Raw genomic sequence first — 19,886 nt, 5'->3', positions numbered from 1 at the left:
GAAAAAAAATAATTCTCCCGAAAAGGGTTGATTATAATTCATAAACAACATGTTCCTGACCGATTACTGGATCAGGAAATATCCGGATTATCCGTGAGGAAATTTTTTCAACGACCCCATTACGGGACGTTACGGTAAAAAGGGTCCCGGCCGAGTGATCTGTTCTATTCATTCCTTGTGAATCACCATCCTGGTAATTGGCAATATCAACAATCACCGGGTATTGATCTACGATATGGGTGCTGATGGACTGGACATGCCGGTGACCTGCCATCACCAGGGTAGGATAACGTATTAATTCTTTATCGATGTTCTCTCCAAGGAGGGACAAGGAACCATCCGGCTCCATATAATGGTGGGTTGCAATGATAGTAAACGAATGAGGATACTGATCCATCTTATCCCGTATACTCTGAAATTCATGAGATGCCAATGAAACGATTGAATAATCAATGCTCACGAGGTTGAAGTCATTGATTGAAGTAACAGAATATGGCTTAGTGTTACCGGTATACTGAGAGAAAAAGGAGTACACAAGACCATATGCAGTATCATGGTTTCCGGCGGTTGCATAAACCGGAATAGATGTCTTGTTTATTGCATTACGATATGCATTCCATTCAGTTTCATTATCATATGTGTTAACGAAGTCTCCAGTGATGATTATCGCAGAGATATTTTGCACTTCTTTTATCGACTCAAGATATGAAAAGGTGTGATTGTAGACTTCAGGATGAAAAGACGCAAGGTTTTGAGTATCTGAAAGGTGGACAAGTGAATAAACCGACAAACTGTTATTGCCCTCCTTGCTTACATCTGAAATTGTTGGATGTGCCAGCAAAAGAAGAAAAAAGATGATGGCAAGGATATTATAGTCTCTTCGGTCACCCATTTTTTTACCAGTATAATTGTTGCAACGTAACTATTTGTTTTCAGGTGAAATGAATGATATATATCATCATATAGTTTACAGGTGAAAAAGTGGGTTTTGGTAATTTACACAAGAATACCAAAAAAAGAGTTATGAGTTATTAATCCACCGGGCTATCCAGTCACCAACACCACTTGTACTGGCAGAACCGCCCATATCTTTTGTAACAACCCGTTCCCGGATAGAAGCCTCAATACCCTGCAAAACACGGTCTGCAGCATCTTTTTCTCCAAGGTGTTCAAGGAGCATTGATCCTGCCCAGATGGTTGCAAGAGGATTTGCCACATTCTGACCCTTGTATTTTGGTGCTGACCCATGAATCGGTTCAAACATGCTGGTCCCGTCCGGATTAATATTTCCACCCGGAGCAAGACCCAGACCTCCCTGGATCATGGCACCAAGATCAGTGATGATATCCCCAAACATATTTGGGGTAACAACAACATCGAACCATTCCGGATTTTTGACAAACCACATTGTGATGGCATCCACGAAGGTAAACTCGTGGGTTGTTCCCGGATATTTTGCCGCCGTCTCAAGGAAGACATCTCTCCAGAGACCGTATATATCAGACAGAACATTTGCCTTGTCAACTGAGGTTACTTTCTTCTCCCTGCTTTGTGCCATATCAAAGGCATAAGAGATGACCCGGCTTGCACCTTCACGACTGATAACCCCAATCTGATATGCAAGTTCATCTGAATCTGTCTCGACATCAAGTCCGAACTTAACGGAATAGAGATCCCGTTTCACCTCAAGGACCTTCTTTTCATGACCCTTCAGCCGTGATCCAATACCCACATAGAAGTCCTCGGTATTTTCCCGGACCACTACGAAATCAATATCTTCCGGCCTCTTGTTTGCAAGCGGCGTATCCACTCCGGCAAGCATCCTGATCGGCCGAAGGTTAATATACTGGTCAAAGTAAAACCGGAGGTTTAAAAGAATTCCTTTCTCAAGGATTCCTGGTTTTACCCGGTCATCACCGATTGCTCCAAAGTAGATTGCCTGGAATTTCTCAAGTTCTTTAAGATCCTCTTCGGTCAGAAGTTCGCCAGTTGCAAGATATCTGTCTGCACCGATATCAAATCCGGTCCATTCAATATCAAACCCGAATTTTTCTCCTGCTGCATCGAGGACGGTTTTCCCTGATTCAATGATCTCAGGTCCTATTCCGTCTCCTCCAATAACCGCTACTTTGTGCACAAATCTTCACTCCTGATGGTTTTTGCATAGGCAACAAGACCTCCGGCATCAATAATCCGGCGGAGGAACTCAGGGACCGGTTCAGTCGGCATTTTTTTCCCGGAAACTTCCAGAAAGCCCTCATTGAGGTGAGGGATTACCTGATCCTTCTCAGTAATCTCTGATGCCTGTGGGCATATCACCGGCAGTAACCCGACATTAATGCTGTTCCGGTAAAATATTCTCGCGAATGACTCTGCGATTACCATCTGGATCCCGGCTCCGGTCAATGCCAGGGGTGCATGCTCACGTGATGAACCACACCCGAAATTCCGACCTGCAACGATGATATCACCCTCCTTCGCCTCTTTTGAGAACTCATCCCTGATTCCCTCAAAGGCATGGGTTGCAAGTTCTGCTGCATCATTAATGGTCAGAAATCTGCCTGGAATGATGGCATCGGTATCTATGTTGTCACCGAATTTCCAGGTTCGCATCATCGCACCTCCCGTGGATCAGTAATCTCACCATAAATAGCAGTTGCAGCAGCAGTAGCTGCAGAACCAAGGAAAACCTTCCCTTCGGCAGAACCCTGTCTACCCTTAAAATTCCGGTTGGAAGTTGAGAAGGATACCTCTCCGGAAGCAATAAGTCCGAAAGAGCCACCCATACATGGCCCACAGCAGGGAGCCTCGACGAGAGCACCAGCCTCGACAAACTGCTCAATAATACCAGCCCGGAGAGCCTTGAGATACTCGGCTTTTGATGCCGGAATCACAAGAACCCTGACCTCATCAGAGAATTTTTTGTCCCCGAGGACTTCAGCAGCCTCCATAAGATCTTCAAACCGTCCGTTCGTGCATGAACCGATAAAGACCTGGTCAACATGGGTTCCGGCAATGTCTGTGACATCAACAACCTGATCAACATTATGGGGCACTGCAACCTGCGGAACCAGGTCAGACACATCATAATTTCGCCATGATGCATACACGGCATCCGGATCACTGACCAGGCTTTCATCCCTGCAGGTACATCTTCCAGATAGGTATTCCTTTGTTACCCTGTTCGGAGGAACAATCCCTGCTTTTCCACCCATCTCGATGGCCATGTTACAGCATGTCATCCGTCCTGGCATATTCAGTGAACCAATGGTATCACCGGTGAACTCTACTGCCTTGTAAGTAGCCCCGTCCACGGTAATGTCCTTGATAATATTGAGGATAAGATCTTTGGCACCGACCCGTTTCTGGAATTTTCCGGTTACATCTGCCCTGATGCTCTCCGGTATCCGGAAATAAAGACAGCCGTACCGGAGGGCAAAACCCATGTCGGTTGATCCTACTCCGGTTGCAAATGCTCCAACTGCACCATACATACAGGTGTGTGAATCACTGCCAATGACGATATCTCCGGGACATACACGACCTTTTTCAAGGGTTACCTGGTGACATACACCTTCCTTGATGTCGTAGTTATGAATACCCTGCTCTTTTGCAAAAATTCGCATGTTTTTCTGAATTTCTGCAGCGTTGAGGGAGTCAGCCGGTACCTGGTGATCAAAAAGCATGATGATCTTTGCCGGATCAAAGACCTTTTTTCCACCCATTTCATAAAACTTCTCGATAGCAAGCGGACCAGTGATATCATGGATCATAGCCCCGCTTATCGGAGCCATGATAACTTCGCCTGCCGCTACCTCCTTGCCACACCGGGCGGAGAATATCTTCTCAGTGATTGTTCCTGCCATTGCGGTACACCATGTTTATTGCGTTAATCATTGCCTCCGTAGACGCTAAAACCACGTCATCACCTGATGCGGCAGCATCAAACACTCTGCCCTTTTCATCTTCGACCACCAGAGTGACATGACCGATTGCATCACTTCCTTCAGATATCGCAGAGATATGAAACTCTTTTAAGGTCGCCGGCTTTGGAACGGTTCCAATCAGGGCTTTGATAGCAGCATCCACTGCCCCGTTTCCGGTCCTGCAACAGACCTCTTCCACACCATTCACTCTCGCCCTTACAGTAGCAGTCGGGATCATGTGATTGCCAGTCATGATGGCAATATCCACCAGTTCAACATAACGACCCCCGGTGGACATTCCGGTTACGGTCTCTGCAATTTCATACAGATCATGTTCGGTGACCTTCTTTCCTTTTGAGGAGATCTGTTTAATCCTGCTGATAATCTCGTCCATCTGTGCATCATCAGGTGAGATATGAACCTGGCTTAACATTTCACGGACTGCATGCCTTCCGACATGTTTACCCAGTTTCAGCCTTCGCCTATGACCTACCATCTCCGGAGTCATGATCCCAGGCTCAAAGGTACTGGAATTTTCTATGACCCCCTGTGAGTGGATACCACTCTCATGTGAGAAGGCAAACTCTCCGGTTACCGGATAGGTCGGCGGGACCATGATGCCGGAAAATCGTGAAATCATCCGCGAAGTCTCAACCAGCCGTTCGGTTTTAATTCCGGTGTTACATCCGAAGATTGACTCGATAACCATCACCGTGCAGGCTAAGTCTGCATTACCCGCACGTTCCCCGATCCCGTTCACCGTCACCTGGACCTGATCAGCACCTGCTTCTACTGCTGAAATGGTATTGGCAGTGGCCATCCCAAAGTCATTGTGGCAATGGACATCAATAGTGACCGGAATCTTCGGGCGTAACGCACCAATCATTGCCTGCATGAATGTCGGTGTTGCAACACCCACAGTATCTGGCACATTAATAGCGGTAGCACCGGCCTCAACTGCTGCAGTATAAACTTCAATCAACTCAGGAATGCCGGTCCGTGTTGCATCCATCGCAGAAAAAAGCACTTTGTCCGCATGGTCACGTGCATACCTGACAATATCTCCGGTGATTGCTACAACTTCCTCGTGGCTTTTCCGGATGGTATGGATCCGCTGGACTTCAGATGTCGGGATAAAGACATGTACCATGTCAACTCCGGCATCGATGCACCGGTCAACATCCTGTTTAACCGAACGAGCCAGGCCACAGATAATTACATCCAGATTTTCTGCTGCGATGGCTTTTACCGTCGAGTATTCATCGGCCGATGATGCCGGAAAACCTGCCTCAATGATGTGAACACCAATGTCAGACAGCTGATGAGCGATCTCGATTTTATCTGAAGGCGTAAATGACACACCCGGCGTTTGTTCACCGTCACGGAGTGTCGTATCGAAAACAGTAATTCTTCGTCTGCTATTCTTATCGCTGGAGAAAGCGACCTGCCGTACCACATGATACGACGTTCCCTGTCCCGGTTACTTGTTGAGACATGATCATACAGGTAGTAAGTTGCGATTAATATATGTTTTGATCACTGGTGCATACGAATGAGAGGGAATTGCACCAGAACCTCAGGGCGAGGTGATGCGGGAACGGTTTTTGGTGCAGATCGATGCAATCATGGTGCTGAACCAGGAGAGTTGAGAGTATGCCTGATTTTCGGAATTGAATCCGTATCTTCAAATGTTTCAATATACCCATCAAAAAAATGAACTTTTGTTACCTTTGGAGTGAAATCCAAAGAAAGGCTGTCTTTCACCCATAGCAAGTTTTTATCAAAGAGGTCTTCGGCCTGCAGAAACTGAAATGACGGACTTGTGCAGGTCTTGTTATCCACATAGGCAAAATTACACACCCTGAACCTGGTTACTTCAGGAGTAATTTCCTCAACCGATACAGATTTATCAAAAACAGCTTCAAGTCTCTCCTTTGCAACGCTGCTTACATCCATCACCACATTGGCAAGAGAATATGCACCCAGTTCAATATGATTTGTATTGTAATTCATCTGCACAGTTGCGTCACCGGCACTGTCAATCGAAATGTCCACCATATCTACAGAAAACGCCTGAACACTACATGGAATGAAAATGAAGAGAAGCAATATTGGGAGAATGTAACAGGAATTCATACCAGTAGATAATCTAACGGAGAATAAGAAGAGGTTTTTCCTATAAAACTCGATTTTACAAACATGAAGGCCAAAAAACGGGATTTATAAATTTTATTCACTTTTTCCCGCATCAATTCCCATATCAAAGGCTTTCAGATTCATATCAACTGTTTTTTGAGGAACAGTTCTTCTGATAGCTTCCAGTAACGATTCCTTTTTCAGGGGGATGTCAGGCGATGCTGCACCAAGGAGCACAATGTTCTGGGTCAGGACATTACCGGCTTCTTCTGCTATACGGCGGCAGTCAACGACCTTGTAAGGCCGCGAACCAAGCATTTCAAGTAACATCGGTTCTTCCGGTGATGGATAGTCCTGCATGAACACCGAAGTTGGAACTACAAACTCCTGGCTGGTGTATATCTTTCCGTCGGGCTTTAACCAGTGAACAGCACGGGCAGCCTCAAGAAGATCAAATGACAGGAGAAGATCCGCAGTGCCGGGGGCGATCAGTGGACCATACTGCTGCCCGATTCTAATCTGTGACTCCACGGATCCACCACGCTGGGCCATCCCATGCGTCTCAGCTCCCCTGACCGGGATACCTTCAATCACACATGCCTTCCCCAGAATGTTGGAAGTAAGAATGGTCCCCTGACCTCCGATACCTACAATCATGACGTCAAAGCTCATTCCTTCACCTCCCTGCTGATTGCTCCGACCGGACATAATTCTGAGCACACTCCGCACCCGGAACAGAGATCAGTAATAAAAGCAAGACCACCACGAAGTTCTATTGCCGGACAACCGAATTTAATGCATGCCTTGCATCCGATACAGACATCCTGATGTACGATATATTTACCCCGGTTAATTTTAGACCTCTTTTCCGATATGACGCAGGGTTGGCGGGCGATAATTACTTTTACTCCGGTTTTTGATTTTGCCTCTTTCAGGACATTCATGAAGGTGGTTAGATTACTCGGACTTACCGTTTCGACGAACGTTGCTCCGGCTGCACGACAGATCGCTTCAATGGACACCGGAGGGGTCAAAATTCCACAGGCAGTAAGTCCCGTGGTCGGGTTTGGCTGGTGACCGGTCATTGCCGTGATACGATTGTCCAGGATGACAACGGTAATATTCGCACCATTATACACTGCATTGATGAGGCCCTGGATACCCGTGTGAAGGAACGTGGAATCACCAATCGTGCATACAATATCCCGCTTCTCACCAGCAAGGGACATACCGGATGCAATTGTAATTGAAGCACCCATACAGATCGTGGTGTCAACAGTTCCAAGCTGAATGCCTAAGGTGTAACATCCGATATCACTGGGGAAAATCCCGTCACGGAAAACTTTCTTCATCGCATACATGGCAGCCCGGTGCATACATCCTGCACAAAGGACAGGAGACCTAACCGGAAGTGCGGCAGGTTTTTGTGGCTCTTCATACCTGACTGATGTTTGAATCCCTGCTGCGGTCAGGTACTTTGCAACCCGTTCTGGTGAAAGTTCTCCCTCATATGGTACTTGTCCGGTCTTTTTGCCATAAATCAGGACAAACCCACTTACCTGTCTTGCGATTTCCTCAATTATCGGAGAGAGTTCTTCGACAACGAGGACCTTCTCATGTTTCTGAATAAACCCGGCCAACCATCCTTCATCAATAGGATATGCACCAATAACCGCAAGAGAAACGTCAGACCCGATGACTTCCCGGACATAGGAAGCTCCGACACCGCTGCAGATGACAGCGGTCTTTCCTTTTACCTCATATCGATTGTATCCCAATTCTACAAGTTTTTTCTTTATTGCCGGCTGTTTTTGATTCAGTTTCTGGTGAAGAATGCGAGTGTGCGCGGGAATTACCACATATTGCCGGGGATCCTTTTCAAACAACGCGGTTCTGTCGGAAACCTTCACTTCACCCATGTCAACGTCACTTTTTGAGTGACAGATACGGGTAGTCGGACGGAACATGACCGGCAGAGAGAATTCCTCAGAAATGGAAAAGGCGTCACGAACCATGTCATGGGCTTCCTGAAGGGTTGAGGGATCAAAACAGGGTATTCGCGCAAACTGTGCATAACACCGGCTGTCCTGTTCATTCTGTGATGAATGGGCGAACGGATCATCTGCACTCAGGATGACAAAACCACCTTTTGTTCCGGTATACGCCGAGGTCATCAGGGGATCAGCGGCAACATTCAGACCAACATGTTTCATCGTGCAGATGGTTCGAAGCCCACACCATGATGCGGCAAGAGCTTCCTCAAATGCGACTTTTTCATTCACAGACCATTCAACCTTGCAGGCGCGGTCAGGGTCCATCCTGAGGGTATCAATCACTTCGGATGAGGGAGTACCCGGATACCCACAGGCGATATCAACGGCTGCTTCAAGGCATCCGTGCGCAATCGCCTCATTTCCTAGCAGATAATGAACTACCATATTCAATCCCGGAGCAGATTCTCTAACAGTATTGCCTGTCATCGTATGAGTTCTGTTCTGTTATGATCCGCAAGAAGGCAGATCAGGATTCGCAAGGTTTAATAAAGAGGATGATCCACCTGATAAGAGCCTCGGGCCCGTAGCATAGACAGGTGGTGCACCCGGCTGATAACCGGGAGGTCATGCGTTCGAATCGCATCGGGCCCATTTCTCTTTTATGTCATCTTCAAAGTTTATAGCAGGAAATACCCGCATCATAATTCTTTCAATTGTTGGTATTGCACTTGCAGGACTTTTTTTTGTTCTCAATCAGCCAATTTTTGCAGGTTTTACGATCATCATATGCGGGACAGCGGCCCTTGGTATGATTATATCAGCAGATGCAGCGAGATCCCCTCGTCCCATTCTTCTCGCTGATTTGTCAGCCAATCACCGAAGAATTATCCTGGAGAACGCCGGAAATAAGGCAGCAGAAAAGATCCAGGTTACCGCTGCAGGTATTGAAAAACCATGGGATATCCCTGTTCTCGAGCCTGATACTCAAACCGAGATTTCGCTCCCAACGATGGTAACCAATCTGACTATTGAAGTTACATATCAGGCAGGGAATGAGAACAGAAAATCGAAGGCATTTACCCTTGGATCATATGAAGTTCAGGATGATCCATTCAAACCGACATTTCCGCTTTTTAATTGGAAAGAAAAGAAGTGATCAAGAGTTTCCTGCACGGATAAAAGATATCGTTTTTTCGAGTGCAAATAAGAGATCTTCCTGATTTTCCAGGTATTGTTGCATTGCTTTATAGAGCATGAACATGGCTTCATATCCATAAAGATCAATGACCTGGCGGGAAGAAATTTCGGCCATATATGAATCAATTACCAGTTCATCGGCACTATACATAATCTCGTAAAATTTTCCATCGTCACCTAAAAGACAGAACTGATCCTGCACCGCACGTGACATGTTATCCGGACGGTACGGGGCAGGTTCAGCACTTTTTCCCAGGATAATCATCTTCGTAGGATAATGCCGCGAGTCATAAATCTCCCCATGGTTGTCCTTCTTTCCTTTTTCGAGAAGTTCAATCCCGGTTTTTGAGATAACTTTTGTCACCTGCATTGCCATCCGGTTCATGAGCTCGGCATCCATCTTACGGATATCTTCAGAATATGCATCAATAGACGTATCATGCAGGTTGATTACCTCAACAAGCCGATTAAATCCCTTTTCTATCAGTTCTTCCATCAGTACCAGTATATACAGGTCATCCGGCCAGGCAAAGAATCGTCTGGTCAGTCTCCAACCAGGGTACCTACCAGGTAATGCGGAGTACAGCCGGAGATCTTAACTTTACACAATGTTCCAGGCGTAATTTCCTCCGGGATTACGACTCCCTCATATGATAATGACCGAGCCATGACTGAACCTGGCCGGAGTGACTCAGTGGTAATGACCTGCATTACGGTGCCAACCTTCTTCTCATTCGCTTCCAGCAGCATCGCATATGCATCACGGATGATCTCGCGGGACCGGTCTTTTCGTATCCGATCAGGAAGTTCTCCTTCGCGGCCCATCCCGGTGCCGGGCCGCCATGAGTATCTCGTGACATTGACCATGCCTAGTTTCATCTTCTCAAGGAACTCAAGGGTTTTTCTATGATCCTCTTCAGTCTCTCCGGGAAAACCCGTGATGATATCTGTTGCTATGGTTATCCCAGGCATTTCTGATCTGAATATCTCCTGAATGTTGAGAATATCGGCGATTTGATATCTTCGTCCCATCAGTTCAAGCACCCGGTCCGAACCTGACTGAACTGGCAGGTGAAGAAAAGAGAAAAACGGACCCTGTTTCATTGCCTTCGCAACATCACGTGCAATAGGGAGCAGTGTGGCAGGGTTCATCATGCCAAGCCGAATCCGACAGGTTTCCGGAAGGTGGGGCACCTTGTTTAGCAGAGAGGAAAGAGACAGGACTTTTGTATCATGACCATAACAGGAGAGATCCTGCCCGGCAAGTCGGATCTCTGCCGCACCTCCCTTTTCACATGCAATTATCTGTGAAATTATAATATCGGGAGGAATACTCCGGATTATACCCCGTGCACACCTAGTAATGCAATACCTGCATGAACCCGTACATCCGGGACCTACCTGCACAACCTGTATCGGCCCTTCCCAATTTATAGTAAGGTCTTCTGCAGCTTCGTGAATGGAATCCGGATAGATAATCCCTACATCGGGGAAATCCTGCAAGAGATCAGGACGGGCTAGGGGAAGACAACCGGTGACCCAACGCTCTTTCCCGGAATATTTCCGGAGGAGTTTTATCATCTTTCTCTCGGTTTTATCAATCACAATGCAGGTATTCAGAATTATAACATCTGCATCATCCGGATTGGTAGCAATAGTGCAATTCTTGTGTTTCAGAATTTTTTTTAAAAAAACTGAATCCCCCTCATTATATGCACATCCGAAAGTTCCAATGTAAATTTGTTTTTTCGAGAGAGAATGGACCCAAACATGGTTATCAGCAATATTAATTCCAGCATTATAGAGTGACATAGTCAAAAATGATTATTGTACCTGTTTCGTGTAATATTAAGAATTGATTATGATCTCGGGATATTTTCTGACGCGAGATCCAAATCAGCGCATTTATATACGTAATATATAGACAATCTTTTCATTTTAAAATAGAGTGGAGGAAAGATGAAAAAGTATATCTCAATCTCCATAATTTTGGCGACATTCATAATATTAATTGGCATAATAACTGCAGATCGCCTTCCATCACAGGTTCCGGAAAACCAGATATTTACCGTTGATACTTTGATCGATTCAACAGGACCGATATATGATGAAAGTAGTTTGGACTGGACATTGGATGACCAGAACAGAGCTGTTCATTACGCATATGTAGCCGACGGATACAATGTAAATAATTTATATTCGCCATCGCAGACCATTGCGAGTGCAATAAACGATCTCAATTCTGCAGATTATAAATGGGTAAAAGATAATAACGGCAACCTGCGTCTGACGTATCTCAATGTTGATGATTATTTATATACCAAGCATATTCCGGGCACTTCTACATCTTGGGGAGAACTGTTAGAGACATTAGATGAAGATTACAACGATTATATTGTTGATCAGAAAATAGACACAGGATCCATTCACAATACTAAACTCAATTCAACTGAAGAGATCATGATCCTTACCTGGACAGATTTTCTGCGTAGCAACGGGGGTAAGATATCTCTAAACAAAAACATTGATTTTGATTCACAGGATAAAGGAAAAAGCCTCTCCAACCTCAAATCAGAGAAAATTCTGACCTATGCGAGTACTGAAGGGGCTCATTTAATCGGGTCGGAGGAATGGGTTTTTGATGTCGCAGGAAACTGGGAGCGAACCGGGGATTCTATTCGTTGTGTTTTTACTGATACTTCAGGATCCATCATTCCTGCATTTTGTAATGTAGTCAAAGCAAAAAGTGAACTTGTCAATATGAATTCAGGTCAGATTTCTTCCAGAGGTGCGGTTAGAGGTGTTGCAGAAACAGGCGATGTACCTGGAGCGATGAGTTATCGGATTGCAGTCTCACCGGATTCGAATTCAAACAGTGGTTTTGCTGAGGGAGCAGTAAAAACCTTGTTCGGAGGGTCAATCATGGAAGCTCACGGACGAAACAATATCCCCTCTGCTACGAACAACTGGAGAGATGTAGCATCAGTTACTGGGGGCATAAAGACATTCCAGAAGACCTTCGGAGATCCAGCATATACTTCAGGAATAACCGGAACAGGAGATCCAGATGACTACGATAGGTTAAGTCGCACAAGTATTACACCAACCCCAACACCAAATCCACAAACAGGGACAATAATTATCGTAGCGCAGTGTTGGTGGGAACTCACAGGGCCATCTAATTATGATGGTGGTCAGGGTACCCAAACTATTAATGATGCACCAATTGGGGAATATACGTTTATGTCGCTTGGGAATTATGATTATGCTACTGATACACTTACCGCAGGCGGCACTATAACCTTTACCCGTGAAGCTTGTTAAATAAATCATTAAAAAAATAGAACGAGAAAAAAAATTTTCAAAATAAATAAAAAAACGTATTATATATTCAATTAAGGTTTATCTTCCAGAGGCCATATTAAGCTATTCTGCATATATGTAGGCAATGGTCAGAATCGGGCTCCTTGGTTGTGGCAATGTCGGCAAAATAATTGCTACCCATCAGGATGGATTTACGGTAGAGGCACTCTTTGATCGCCTGCCGGACCATGCAGAGGATCTGGCCCGGATCTGTGGCGCTCCTGCATACTCCGATTTTCAGGAATTCATATCCCAGGACTTTGATATCTGTGTAGAAGCAGCGTCAGTACTGGCAGTCAGGGAATATGCCCCAAAAGTTTTGGAAAACAACAAAAATATACTCATACTTTCGGTGGGGGCCCTTTCAGACACATATTTCCGGAAGTCTCTCCTTGATAAGGCACGGGAACATGGCAGGAAGATCCATATCCCAAGTGGTGCCATCATGGGGCTTGATAACCTGAAAGTAGGTCAGATCAGTAAGATTGACTCCGTTCTACTCAGAACCACAAAAAGTCCTGAAAGCCTGAACATGCAGGTTACTGAAAGGACTCTTGCCTTTAGGGGAAAGGCGAACGAGTGCATCAAACAGTTCCCAAAAAATATCAACGTATCAGTTGCAATTGCCATTGCCACGGGTTGTGACGTGGATGTTGAACTCTGGGCAGATCCGGAAGTTGACAGGAATATTCATGATATCTTTGTGACCGGAGAATTCGGAGAGGCAAACATCAGGGTTATCAACCACCCAAGTCCGGATAATCCGGCAACGAGTTATCTTGCAGCCCTTTCTGTACTCTCACTTCTGAAAAACCTTGACAACCCCCTGGTGATAGGATCGTGACCAAGCATAACCTCATTGCAGATGTCCTACGTCTGAAATCAGAACGAAAAGCCCTGATCCTTGCACACAACTATCAGCTCCCGGAAATCCATGCCGTAGCTGATGTCATCGGCGACAGTCTTGAACTCGCTCTTGCTGCACGAAAAGCGACAGAGCCGGTACTTGTCATGTGTGGTGTCAGGTTCATGGCCGAGACTGCCCACATATTAAACCCCGACCGGACGGTTCTGATGCCGGATATTAACGCCGGATGCCCGCTTGCGGACTATTTAACCCCGGAACTCATCCTGAAGACAAAAGAAGAATACCCGCAGGCAGCGGTCGTTGTCTACATCAACAGTACCGCAGCATGTAAAGCGGTTGCTGATTCGGTCTGTACATCAGGAAATGCGGTGAAAATTGTAAAATCTCTTCCTCACCGGCAGGTCATCTTCGGACCAGACAATAACCTCGCCTCTTATGTCCAGTCAGTCCTTCCGGAAAAGGAGATAATACCGATTCCTGAAGGAGGACACTGTTATGTCCATATGCAGTTCTCTCCCGATGACCTGGTTGAGGTAAAGGCAGCAGGAATATCAATTATTGCTCACCCTGAATGTCCGGAAGAAATACGGACTTATGCAGATCATATCGCTTCAACCGGAAAGATGGTAGAGATTGCAAAATCCGGTGATAGATGGTATATTTGCACAGAAACCGGTATGCTTGAGAGGTTGTGTGTTCTCTGCCCGGAGCAGTCATTCATCGGTAATGAAGATGCCATCTGTGCAGATATGAAAAAGACCACCCTCCAGGAACTTCTTGTATGCCTTCGTGACCTTTCAGGTGAAGTAAAGGTTCCACCGGAGATAATGGATGGAGCACGTAAATCTCTTGATTATATGCTTAGTGTCCCATGAAACTCCCTGACATCCCTCTTTCAAAACTCATCTCATTTGTCGAAGAAGACAGTCCTTATGGAGACATAACATCAGCGGCGGTAATAGATGAACAGGACTCTACAGCAGTAATAACAGCACGCCAAAACCTGATCCTTTCTGGTATTTCAGAATGCATACGGCTTTCAGAATGGTACGACCTTTCCATCATAAGGGCAGGTACCGATGGCATTTCGTATGCCCCCGGGGATGAGATCCTTATTGTCAGGGGAGATGCCCATACCATTCTGTTACTTGAGCGGACACTCCTTAATATTCTCGGACGGATGTCCGGGATTGCAACACAGACCAGAATACTGCAGGAGAGAGTTTCAACAATAAACCCGGACTGCCGGATTACAGCGACCAGGAAGACTGCTCCGGGACTCCGGCTGATGGACAAAAAAGCAGCCATGACAGGAGGGGCAGACCCTCACCGGTTCTCACTCTCTGATGCCGTGCTCATAAAAGATAATCACCGTGTTTTAGTGAGTGCTGACGAGGCAGTCAGAAGGGCACGAAAATCCGGTGCCTATCACTGCATCGAGGCTGAAGCAGATACCATCGAAGAAGCAGTCATGATAGCAGAGGCCGGAGCAGACATTATCCTGCTTGATAACATGTCTCCCCAGGAAGTACTGGAAACAGTCAATCTTCTGAAAAAAAAGGGACTCCGTGAAAAGGTTGTCATCGAAGTATCCGGAGGTATTACCGGAGACACGATCGATTCATATGCATCCCTGCCCATTGACCGGATAAGTCTCGGGATGCTTACTCACTCGGTTACAAACGCTGATCTTTCTCTTGATATCATGAAATAATCCGGATATCTGTGGAATCCTCGATTAAAATCTCTTCTGCCCCTTTCCAGTGCTGAACAACCCCAATGAGTGAAACTCCGCTGCCTTCCCGAATATCCGGGATGATACCCGCCGAAGCTGGAATGAAAATTTTTACCCCAGATACTTCAAGCATAGCACTCCCACCGGTAACATGGGTAACCTGACCGGCAACACCAGAATACCGGACTAATGTTCCATCTGCCATTCCAGGCATATACTCCTTGGTGAAAGGTTCTTTTCCTATTCCATCAAGTAGAATGGTTCCTGCAAGGCACACTCCGGTGACCAGGACCAGAATCCACACCGCAATCCACTCCTGCTGAAAAAGCACAACCATCCCTATCCGGTTTGTTGTAAAGACTATCAGCAGTTATGCAAAGACCAAGAGGCTTTGATATGATCACCTGCAGATAGAATAAGGAATGAATACCATCCTCATCTTCATCATCGTGATGGTGGCAATATCTGTAATCGGTTTTCGATACAGGCTTCCACCATTTTTCACCCTTGTCGGGGGGGCAATAGCCTTCGGCCTTCTTATCGGAACTGACCCGGATACCGTGTTTCAGCAGGTTGCCATGGGATGCGCCAGCATCTTTAACAGCCTTGGTATCCCAATTCTGGCCGGTTCAGTCATTGCAAAATACCTTGCCGAACAGGGACTTATCCAGCAGATTGTATCAGACCTGAAGACGCTTCTGAAAAGGCCGCCAAGTCTTGCAGGTATTGCAGGATACCTGATTGCCGTCCCTTCAACCTGCCCGATAACCGCGTTTATCATCCTGACTCCGGTTATCGAATTCTTTACTTCAGATGAGAAAAAACGCTCACTGCTCATCTACCTGGTTGCAATCGGATCAGTTCTTGGAGTCGCCTATGTATATCCGACTCCGGTCACGTACACCCTGTTTGATGCATTTGCACCGGATTTTTCTCCGCTCATCTATAACCTGGTTGCCATTCCTCTTTCTCTTGCCTTTATCGGGAGTCTTATCTGGTATGTCAGAAGACAATGCAATTTTGCTGATATCACCAATGAACAGATAGGATACAAAAGAGAGGAAGGAACACTCCACCTTCGGGCATGGGCACCATTCCTTGTGATACTGCTGGCAATCCCTGTCGGATACCTGCTCCTTGGACTGACCCATGCGGGACTCCTGCAGTTTATCATGATTGCCGGTATGATCACCGCTGTTGCAACCGCACGGCAGGATATCAGATGGAGCGGATGGGTTCTTGGAGCAAAGCATGCCGGCGTTGTCATCTTTGATATCTGTGGTGCGGGAGCTCTTGGTTACATCATTCAACAGAGCAGTTTTCCGGCAGATGCATCAATCCTGCTTGCAACATCACTTCCGGTTTTTCTATTCCCCTTTGTACTAGCTGCACTTATCCAGACTGCACAGGGCTCGAGGATCGTTACCTCATACCTGACTGCCCAGGTTCTTGCAACAACGGTCATTCCATCAATGCTTAATCCCCTGGCGCTCTTCCTGATGATTATCGGCGGTGCAGGACTCATCTGTTTTGTGACCGACCCCTACTTCTGGCTGCTCCACCGGACTACGGGAGACGATGTAAAAACAGTGTTTAAACGGTACACGGTGCCTCAGATTATTTTCGGACTCGCCACATACCTGGTTGCACTTCTCATCCAGTTCCTTATGCCTGTAATATAAGACCTGGCTCCACCTTTTTAGGGGTTCTTCCTTGAAGTATATGAACAAGAAGCTTCAGATCTTTCTCTATGCAATATAACCGGACAATACTCCCGGTCATCGTGGGTGTTCTCATCGCCTCCCTCTTTTGCACAGGGTGCCTTGCAAGTGAGGAAGAACCAGAAGTCGCTTACACCGAAACAGCATCACCAGAACTCGCCTGGTTGTCCTCATCGCTGACCAATGCAGCCACGGGTGAACGATTTTCCCTTATGGACCTTGCACAGAAAGGAAAACCCGTAATCATTCATAGTTTTGCGGTCTGGTGTCCGGGATGTTCGATGCAGCTGTTAGAATCAACCAAACTTCAGACTGCCTATCCGGATGATTATATCGTTGTGGCTCTGGATATCGATCCAAACGAGAATACAGAAAAGGTAAAACGCCACCAGGAATCTAACAATTTCAAGGGGATATTTACCGCAGCTCCCACCGATGTGACCCGGAGCCTTGTCAATGCATACGGACCAGGATTTGTCCAGTCCATACCCCAGACCATCATCATATGTGGAAAGACTGCAACCTACCTTGAAGACGGGGTTTTCAGTGCAGATGTCCTGAAACGAGCTACAGACGAACTCTGCACAGAATAAACATGAATTTTACCCCTGAAACCTGGATCATCTCTTTTTTAGCCGGGGTTTATACTCCGCTGGGAGCGATGTGTGTGCTTCCACTCTATCCCGGATATCTTGCATTTCTTGCCGGCCGAACTAAAACAGGAAGTACTTCTACCGCATCACTCGGTCTTGCAGTCACCGGAGGGGTTCTTCTTGCAATGTTCTCATTTGGCCTGCTCTTTGTTTCTATTCTGAAAATATCCACAGGAGATGTTCTGGAGATCCTTGGACCGGTAATTTACCTGGTACTCGCTGCGATGAGTATCGCAATGATTGCAGGATTTGATATTAGCAGATTCTTCCCGATGATTTCAACTCCGGTCGGGAAAACTCCGTACATCACAGCAGTGCTTTTTGGAGCATTTTTCGGCCTTGTGGCTCTCCCCTGTAATCCCGGGTCCATCATCCTGCTCTTTGCCATCTCTGCATCAACTGCAGATTTTATTGCGAATTTTATCAATTTTGTTCTGTTCGGAATAGGAATGGCAAGTCCCCTCCTTTTCCTTTCAGCGCTATCCATGGAAAAAAGCAGGACGTTTATCAGGTTTTTTACCTCACACCACCTGATCATCAACCGGGTTGCGGGAGTCCTGATGCTTTCTGTTGCTTTATACTACCTGGTGTTCGTATTCCTTCTGGAACACCTCTGATTTTATCGATGATGCCTGCGATACAGAAGAATTAAGAATATTATCACCGCTGCAAGAGCTATCATCTGCATTACCCCGGAGAAATCCCTGCCGGCAGTATCCTCAACCTTTGAATATCCGCCTTTTCCGGACCAGTCAGACAGGAATACTGATGCAAAGTAAGAAGCCACCTCCTTATTCCGGATAATAACCCCGGCTTCACGGTTAAAACAGGCGGAATTTTCATTCCAGTTCATGCTTGAGATCAGAACCTGGTCATCAGCGATTACTCCCTTGGTATGGACCTTTAATAACCCGGTTTTTTCCGGATAGAGCACCCGGGCCTCAAGAGTGATATTTTCACGGGCAGCAAGAGTCTGCAGCGTAGTCACCATCTCATCATTGTCATTGTCATCCTCGATGTTGTAATAATACCCGTCAAGGAGAATCCTGACATCCGCTCCTCTTCTGGCAGCACCTATCGCCGCAGAAAGAAACGGATTTGAACCATTTCCCGGATATTCAGTAATATAGGCCTGCTCAATCCACACCCTCCGACTGCTGTTGTTGATAACATCAGCAATCAGATGACTGGTATCCGGAGAAAAGACCGGCATTACATCCGCTCCTGAAAAGGAGAGAGGATGAAACACCGGTTGATACCTGTCTGTTACCGACTCTTCAAAGGCCCCAGGCCGGCCACTGGCTGGAACTACTCCAGGGCCGTCACTGTCATCCTTGAAAACCCGCGTAAAGGAGGCAGCAAGGTCAGGAGATTCAAGGAGCACACCCCACCCCCGGTTTCCGGTATAACCTGCTTTTGGGAAAGAGTGTTCCTTAAAATTTTCAGTTGTCAGAAACACTCTCAGGTCATCAGCAACCAGGTACTTTGCATGATTATACCGATACGGTGCATGATCCTCTCTGTCTCCTTCCATAACGAGAACCTGTGCACCTGCCCGGATGAGATCGTATATAACAGGAAATTCCTCGGCAGGGATACCTCCAACCGGACCACCCTCAAGGAGAACAATGACTGATACACCCCTTTTTTGCGCATCACATAAGAGTCCTGCAAATCCCGGGTCAGTGAATTCATAGACATTCAGAAGAACTGATGTATTCGCCTGCCTGATGACATCTTCCAGAACTGCTCTTGAACAGTCAGGTGAGACAAACGAAATACCTGATACATCCAGAAAGGTTTCTGGTTCAAGCCGACTCCCCCCGGCCATCAGGATGCGTTCATCCCACAATCCTTTACAGGATTTGAAATGAATCTGTCCTTTCCTTGAGGGAAAGGTTCCGGGCCAGGAGACTGAATCATGCACCACCCCATTCTTCGTGAGAGTCAGTTCATCTTTTTTATTGGACAACTGGAATTTTCCAGAGAGGGCTGCCTGTGGGACTAAAGGTGTCCCATCAAGGATCTCAAAATCCGGGTACTGTCCCCAGACCTTTTCATAAGCCTCTGCATTTCGCGCTATGGTACAGGTCCGGGAACCAGGCAGAGGAGTTAGGATGATAGTTCCTTCACCATCGGATATGGTAACCTGTCCTGGCTCCTCTTCCCACCCGATAGTGACATACTCGTCTTCATCCCCGTCTACCCAGGTATCCGGATACACTTCCAGGAAATAGGGAACAGAAGAACAGGGAGAGATGAAAAAAACAAACAGTATGAGGAACATCAGGGA

At 46.4% G+C, this 19,886-nt stretch carries 20 protein-coding genes and 1 tRNA gene; 9 read left to right on the top strand and 12 right to left on the bottom strand.

Going from position 1 to position 19,886, the window contains the following annotated elements; translation table 11 throughout:
• Positions 1–31: 31 nt before the first annotated feature.
• The 8 genes from DLD82_RS09955 to iorA all read right to left on the bottom strand — a co-directional run bounded on the left by DLD82_RS09955 (position 32) and on the right by iorA (position 8,500).
• The gene (locus DLD82_RS09955; protein WP_109940959.1) at positions 32–892 is read right to left on the bottom strand and encodes a metallophosphoesterase family protein; all 861 of its coding nucleotides are present in this window, start codon (positions 890–892) and stop codon (positions 32–34) included.
• Between the two features lie 129 nt (positions 893–1,021).
• Positions 1,022–2,137 carry an isocitrate/isopropylmalate dehydrogenase family protein gene (locus tag DLD82_RS09950; RefSeq protein ID WP_109940958.1) on the bottom strand — a complete coding sequence of 372 codons (1,116 nt, stop codon included), beginning with the start codon at positions 2,135–2,137 and terminating at the stop codon, positions 1,022–1,024.
• Positions 2,125–2,613, bottom strand: a complete 489-nt coding sequence (locus tag DLD82_RS09945) for a 3-isopropylmalate dehydratase small subunit (protein WP_109941074.1) — start codon at positions 2,611–2,613, stop codon at positions 2,125–2,127. The genes DLD82_RS09950 and DLD82_RS09945 overlap by 13 nt, the downstream gene beginning before the upstream one ends.
• Positions 2,613–3,866 carry a 3-isopropylmalate dehydratase large subunit gene (locus DLD82_RS09940; protein WP_109940957.1) on the bottom strand — a complete coding sequence of 418 codons (1,254 nt, stop codon included), beginning with the start codon at positions 3,864–3,866 and terminating at the stop codon, positions 2,613–2,615. The genes DLD82_RS09945 and DLD82_RS09940 overlap by 1 nt, the downstream gene beginning before the upstream one ends.
• Positions 3,847–5,382: a 2-isopropylmalate synthase gene (locus DLD82_RS09935; protein ID WP_109940956.1), complete on the bottom strand. Its 1,536-nt coding sequence runs from the start codon at positions 5,380–5,382 to the stop codon at positions 3,847–3,849. Before DLD82_RS09935 ends, DLD82_RS09940 begins: the two co-directional genes overlap by 20 nt.
• Before the next feature lie 167 nt (positions 5,383–5,549).
• Complete coding sequence (locus DLD82_RS09930; protein ID WP_181391363.1) at positions 5,550–6,062, bottom strand: hypothetical protein; 513 nt, start codon at positions 6,060–6,062, stop codon at positions 5,550–5,552.
• A gap of 93 nt (positions 6,063–6,155) precedes the next feature.
• Positions 6,156–6,734, bottom strand: coding sequence for an indolepyruvate oxidoreductase subunit beta (locus DLD82_RS09925; RefSeq protein WP_109940954.1), 579 nt, complete (start codon positions 6,732–6,734; stop codon positions 6,156–6,158).
• Positions 6,731–8,500: an indolepyruvate ferredoxin oxidoreductase subunit alpha gene (gene iorA / locus DLD82_RS09920; RefSeq protein ID WP_109940953.1), complete on the bottom strand. Its 1,770-nt coding sequence runs from the start codon at positions 8,498–8,500 to the stop codon at positions 6,731–6,733. Before iorA ends, DLD82_RS09925 begins: the two co-directional genes overlap by 4 nt.
• Before the next feature lie 133 nt (positions 8,501–8,633).
• Here iorA and DLD82_RS09915 point away from each other — a divergent pair.
• Both DLD82_RS09915 and DLD82_RS09910 read left to right on the top strand, forming a co-directional pair.
• Positions 8,634–8,707, top strand: a tRNA-Ile gene (locus DLD82_RS09915).
• Between the two features lie 10 nt (positions 8,708–8,717).
• On the top strand, positions 8,718–9,212 hold the full coding sequence (locus DLD82_RS09910; protein WP_109940952.1) for a hypothetical protein: 495 nt from the start codon (positions 8,718–8,720) through the stop codon (positions 9,210–9,212).
• On the opposite strand, the gene DLD82_RS09905 is transcribed toward DLD82_RS09910, so the two are convergent.
• A complete protein-coding gene (locus DLD82_RS09905; RefSeq protein ID WP_109940951.1) occupies positions 9,213–9,749 on the bottom strand; it encodes a hypothetical protein in 537 nt (178 codons plus the stop codon).
• Between the two features lie 47 nt (positions 9,750–9,796).
• Positions 9,797–11,065: a radical SAM protein gene (locus DLD82_RS09900; protein WP_109940950.1), complete on the bottom strand. Its 1,269-nt coding sequence runs from the start codon at positions 11,063–11,065 to the stop codon at positions 9,797–9,799.
• A gap of 147 nt (positions 11,066–11,212) precedes the next feature.
• Here DLD82_RS09900 and DLD82_RS09895 point away from each other — a divergent pair, with 147 nt between their 5' ends.
• The 4 genes from DLD82_RS09895 to nadC all read left to right on the top strand — a co-directional run bounded on the left by DLD82_RS09895 (position 11,213) and on the right by nadC (position 15,198).
• Entirely contained in the window at positions 11,213–12,577 is a 1,365-nt protein-coding gene (locus DLD82_RS09895) for a hypothetical protein (protein ID WP_109940949.1), read from the top strand.
• Between the two features lie 124 nt (positions 12,578–12,701).
• Positions 12,702–13,460 (top strand): aspartate dehydrogenase, encoded by a 759-nt coding sequence (nadX, locus tag DLD82_RS09890; protein WP_109940948.1) that lies wholly within the window; start codon positions 12,702–12,704, stop codon positions 13,458–13,460.
• Entirely contained in the window at positions 13,457–14,359 is a 903-nt protein-coding gene (gene nadA / locus DLD82_RS09885; RefSeq protein WP_109940947.1) for a quinolinate synthase NadA, read from the top strand. Before nadX ends, nadA begins: the two co-directional genes overlap by 4 nt.
• Entirely contained in the window at positions 14,356–15,198 is an 843-nt protein-coding gene (gene nadC, locus DLD82_RS09880) for a carboxylating nicotinate-nucleotide diphosphorylase (protein ID WP_109940946.1), read from the top strand. Before nadA ends, nadC begins: the two co-directional genes overlap by 4 nt.
• Here the strand turns inward: nadC and DLD82_RS09875 are convergent.
• Positions 15,188–15,556 (bottom strand): hypothetical protein, encoded by a 369-nt coding sequence (locus DLD82_RS09875; RefSeq protein ID WP_109940945.1) that lies wholly within the window; start codon positions 15,554–15,556, stop codon positions 15,188–15,190. The genes nadC and DLD82_RS09875 overlap by 11 nt on opposite strands.
• 85 nt (positions 15,557–15,641) lie before the next feature.
• Here DLD82_RS09875 and DLD82_RS09870 point away from each other — a divergent pair, with 85 nt between their 5' ends.
• The 3 genes from DLD82_RS09870 (at position 15,642) to DLD82_RS09860 (ending at position 18,210) form a co-directional block, all read left to right on the top strand.
• Complete coding sequence (locus DLD82_RS09870) at positions 15,642–16,901, top strand: GntP family permease (RefSeq protein ID WP_109940944.1); 1,260 nt, start codon at positions 15,642–15,644, stop codon at positions 16,899–16,901.
• A gap of 68 nt (positions 16,902–16,969) precedes the next feature.
• Positions 16,970–17,533, top strand: a complete 564-nt coding sequence (locus DLD82_RS09865) for a redoxin domain-containing protein (protein ID WP_109940943.1) — start codon at positions 16,970–16,972, stop codon at positions 17,531–17,533.
• 2 nt (positions 17,534–17,535) lie between these two features.
• The gene (locus DLD82_RS09860) at positions 17,536–18,210 is read left to right on the top strand and encodes a cytochrome c biogenesis CcdA family protein (protein WP_109940942.1); all 675 of its coding nucleotides are present in this window, start codon (positions 17,536–17,538) and stop codon (positions 18,208–18,210) included.
• A gap of 2 nt (positions 18,211–18,212) precedes the next feature.
• On the opposite strand, the gene DLD82_RS09855 is transcribed toward DLD82_RS09860, so the two are convergent.
• Positions 18,213–19,880, bottom strand: a complete 1,668-nt coding sequence (locus DLD82_RS09855) for a phospholipase D-like domain-containing protein (RefSeq protein ID WP_181391362.1) — start codon at positions 19,878–19,880, stop codon at positions 18,213–18,215.
• Positions 19,881–19,886: the final 6 nt, after the last annotated feature.

The organism is Methanospirillum stamsii (genome assembly GCF_003173335.1).
Classification (GTDB): domain Archaea; phylum Halobacteriota; class Methanomicrobia; order Methanomicrobiales; family Methanospirillaceae; genus Methanospirillum; species Methanospirillum stamsii.
Note: the sequence above shows the minus strand (reverse complement) of the source record. Positions and strands in the feature narration are given on the sequence as shown.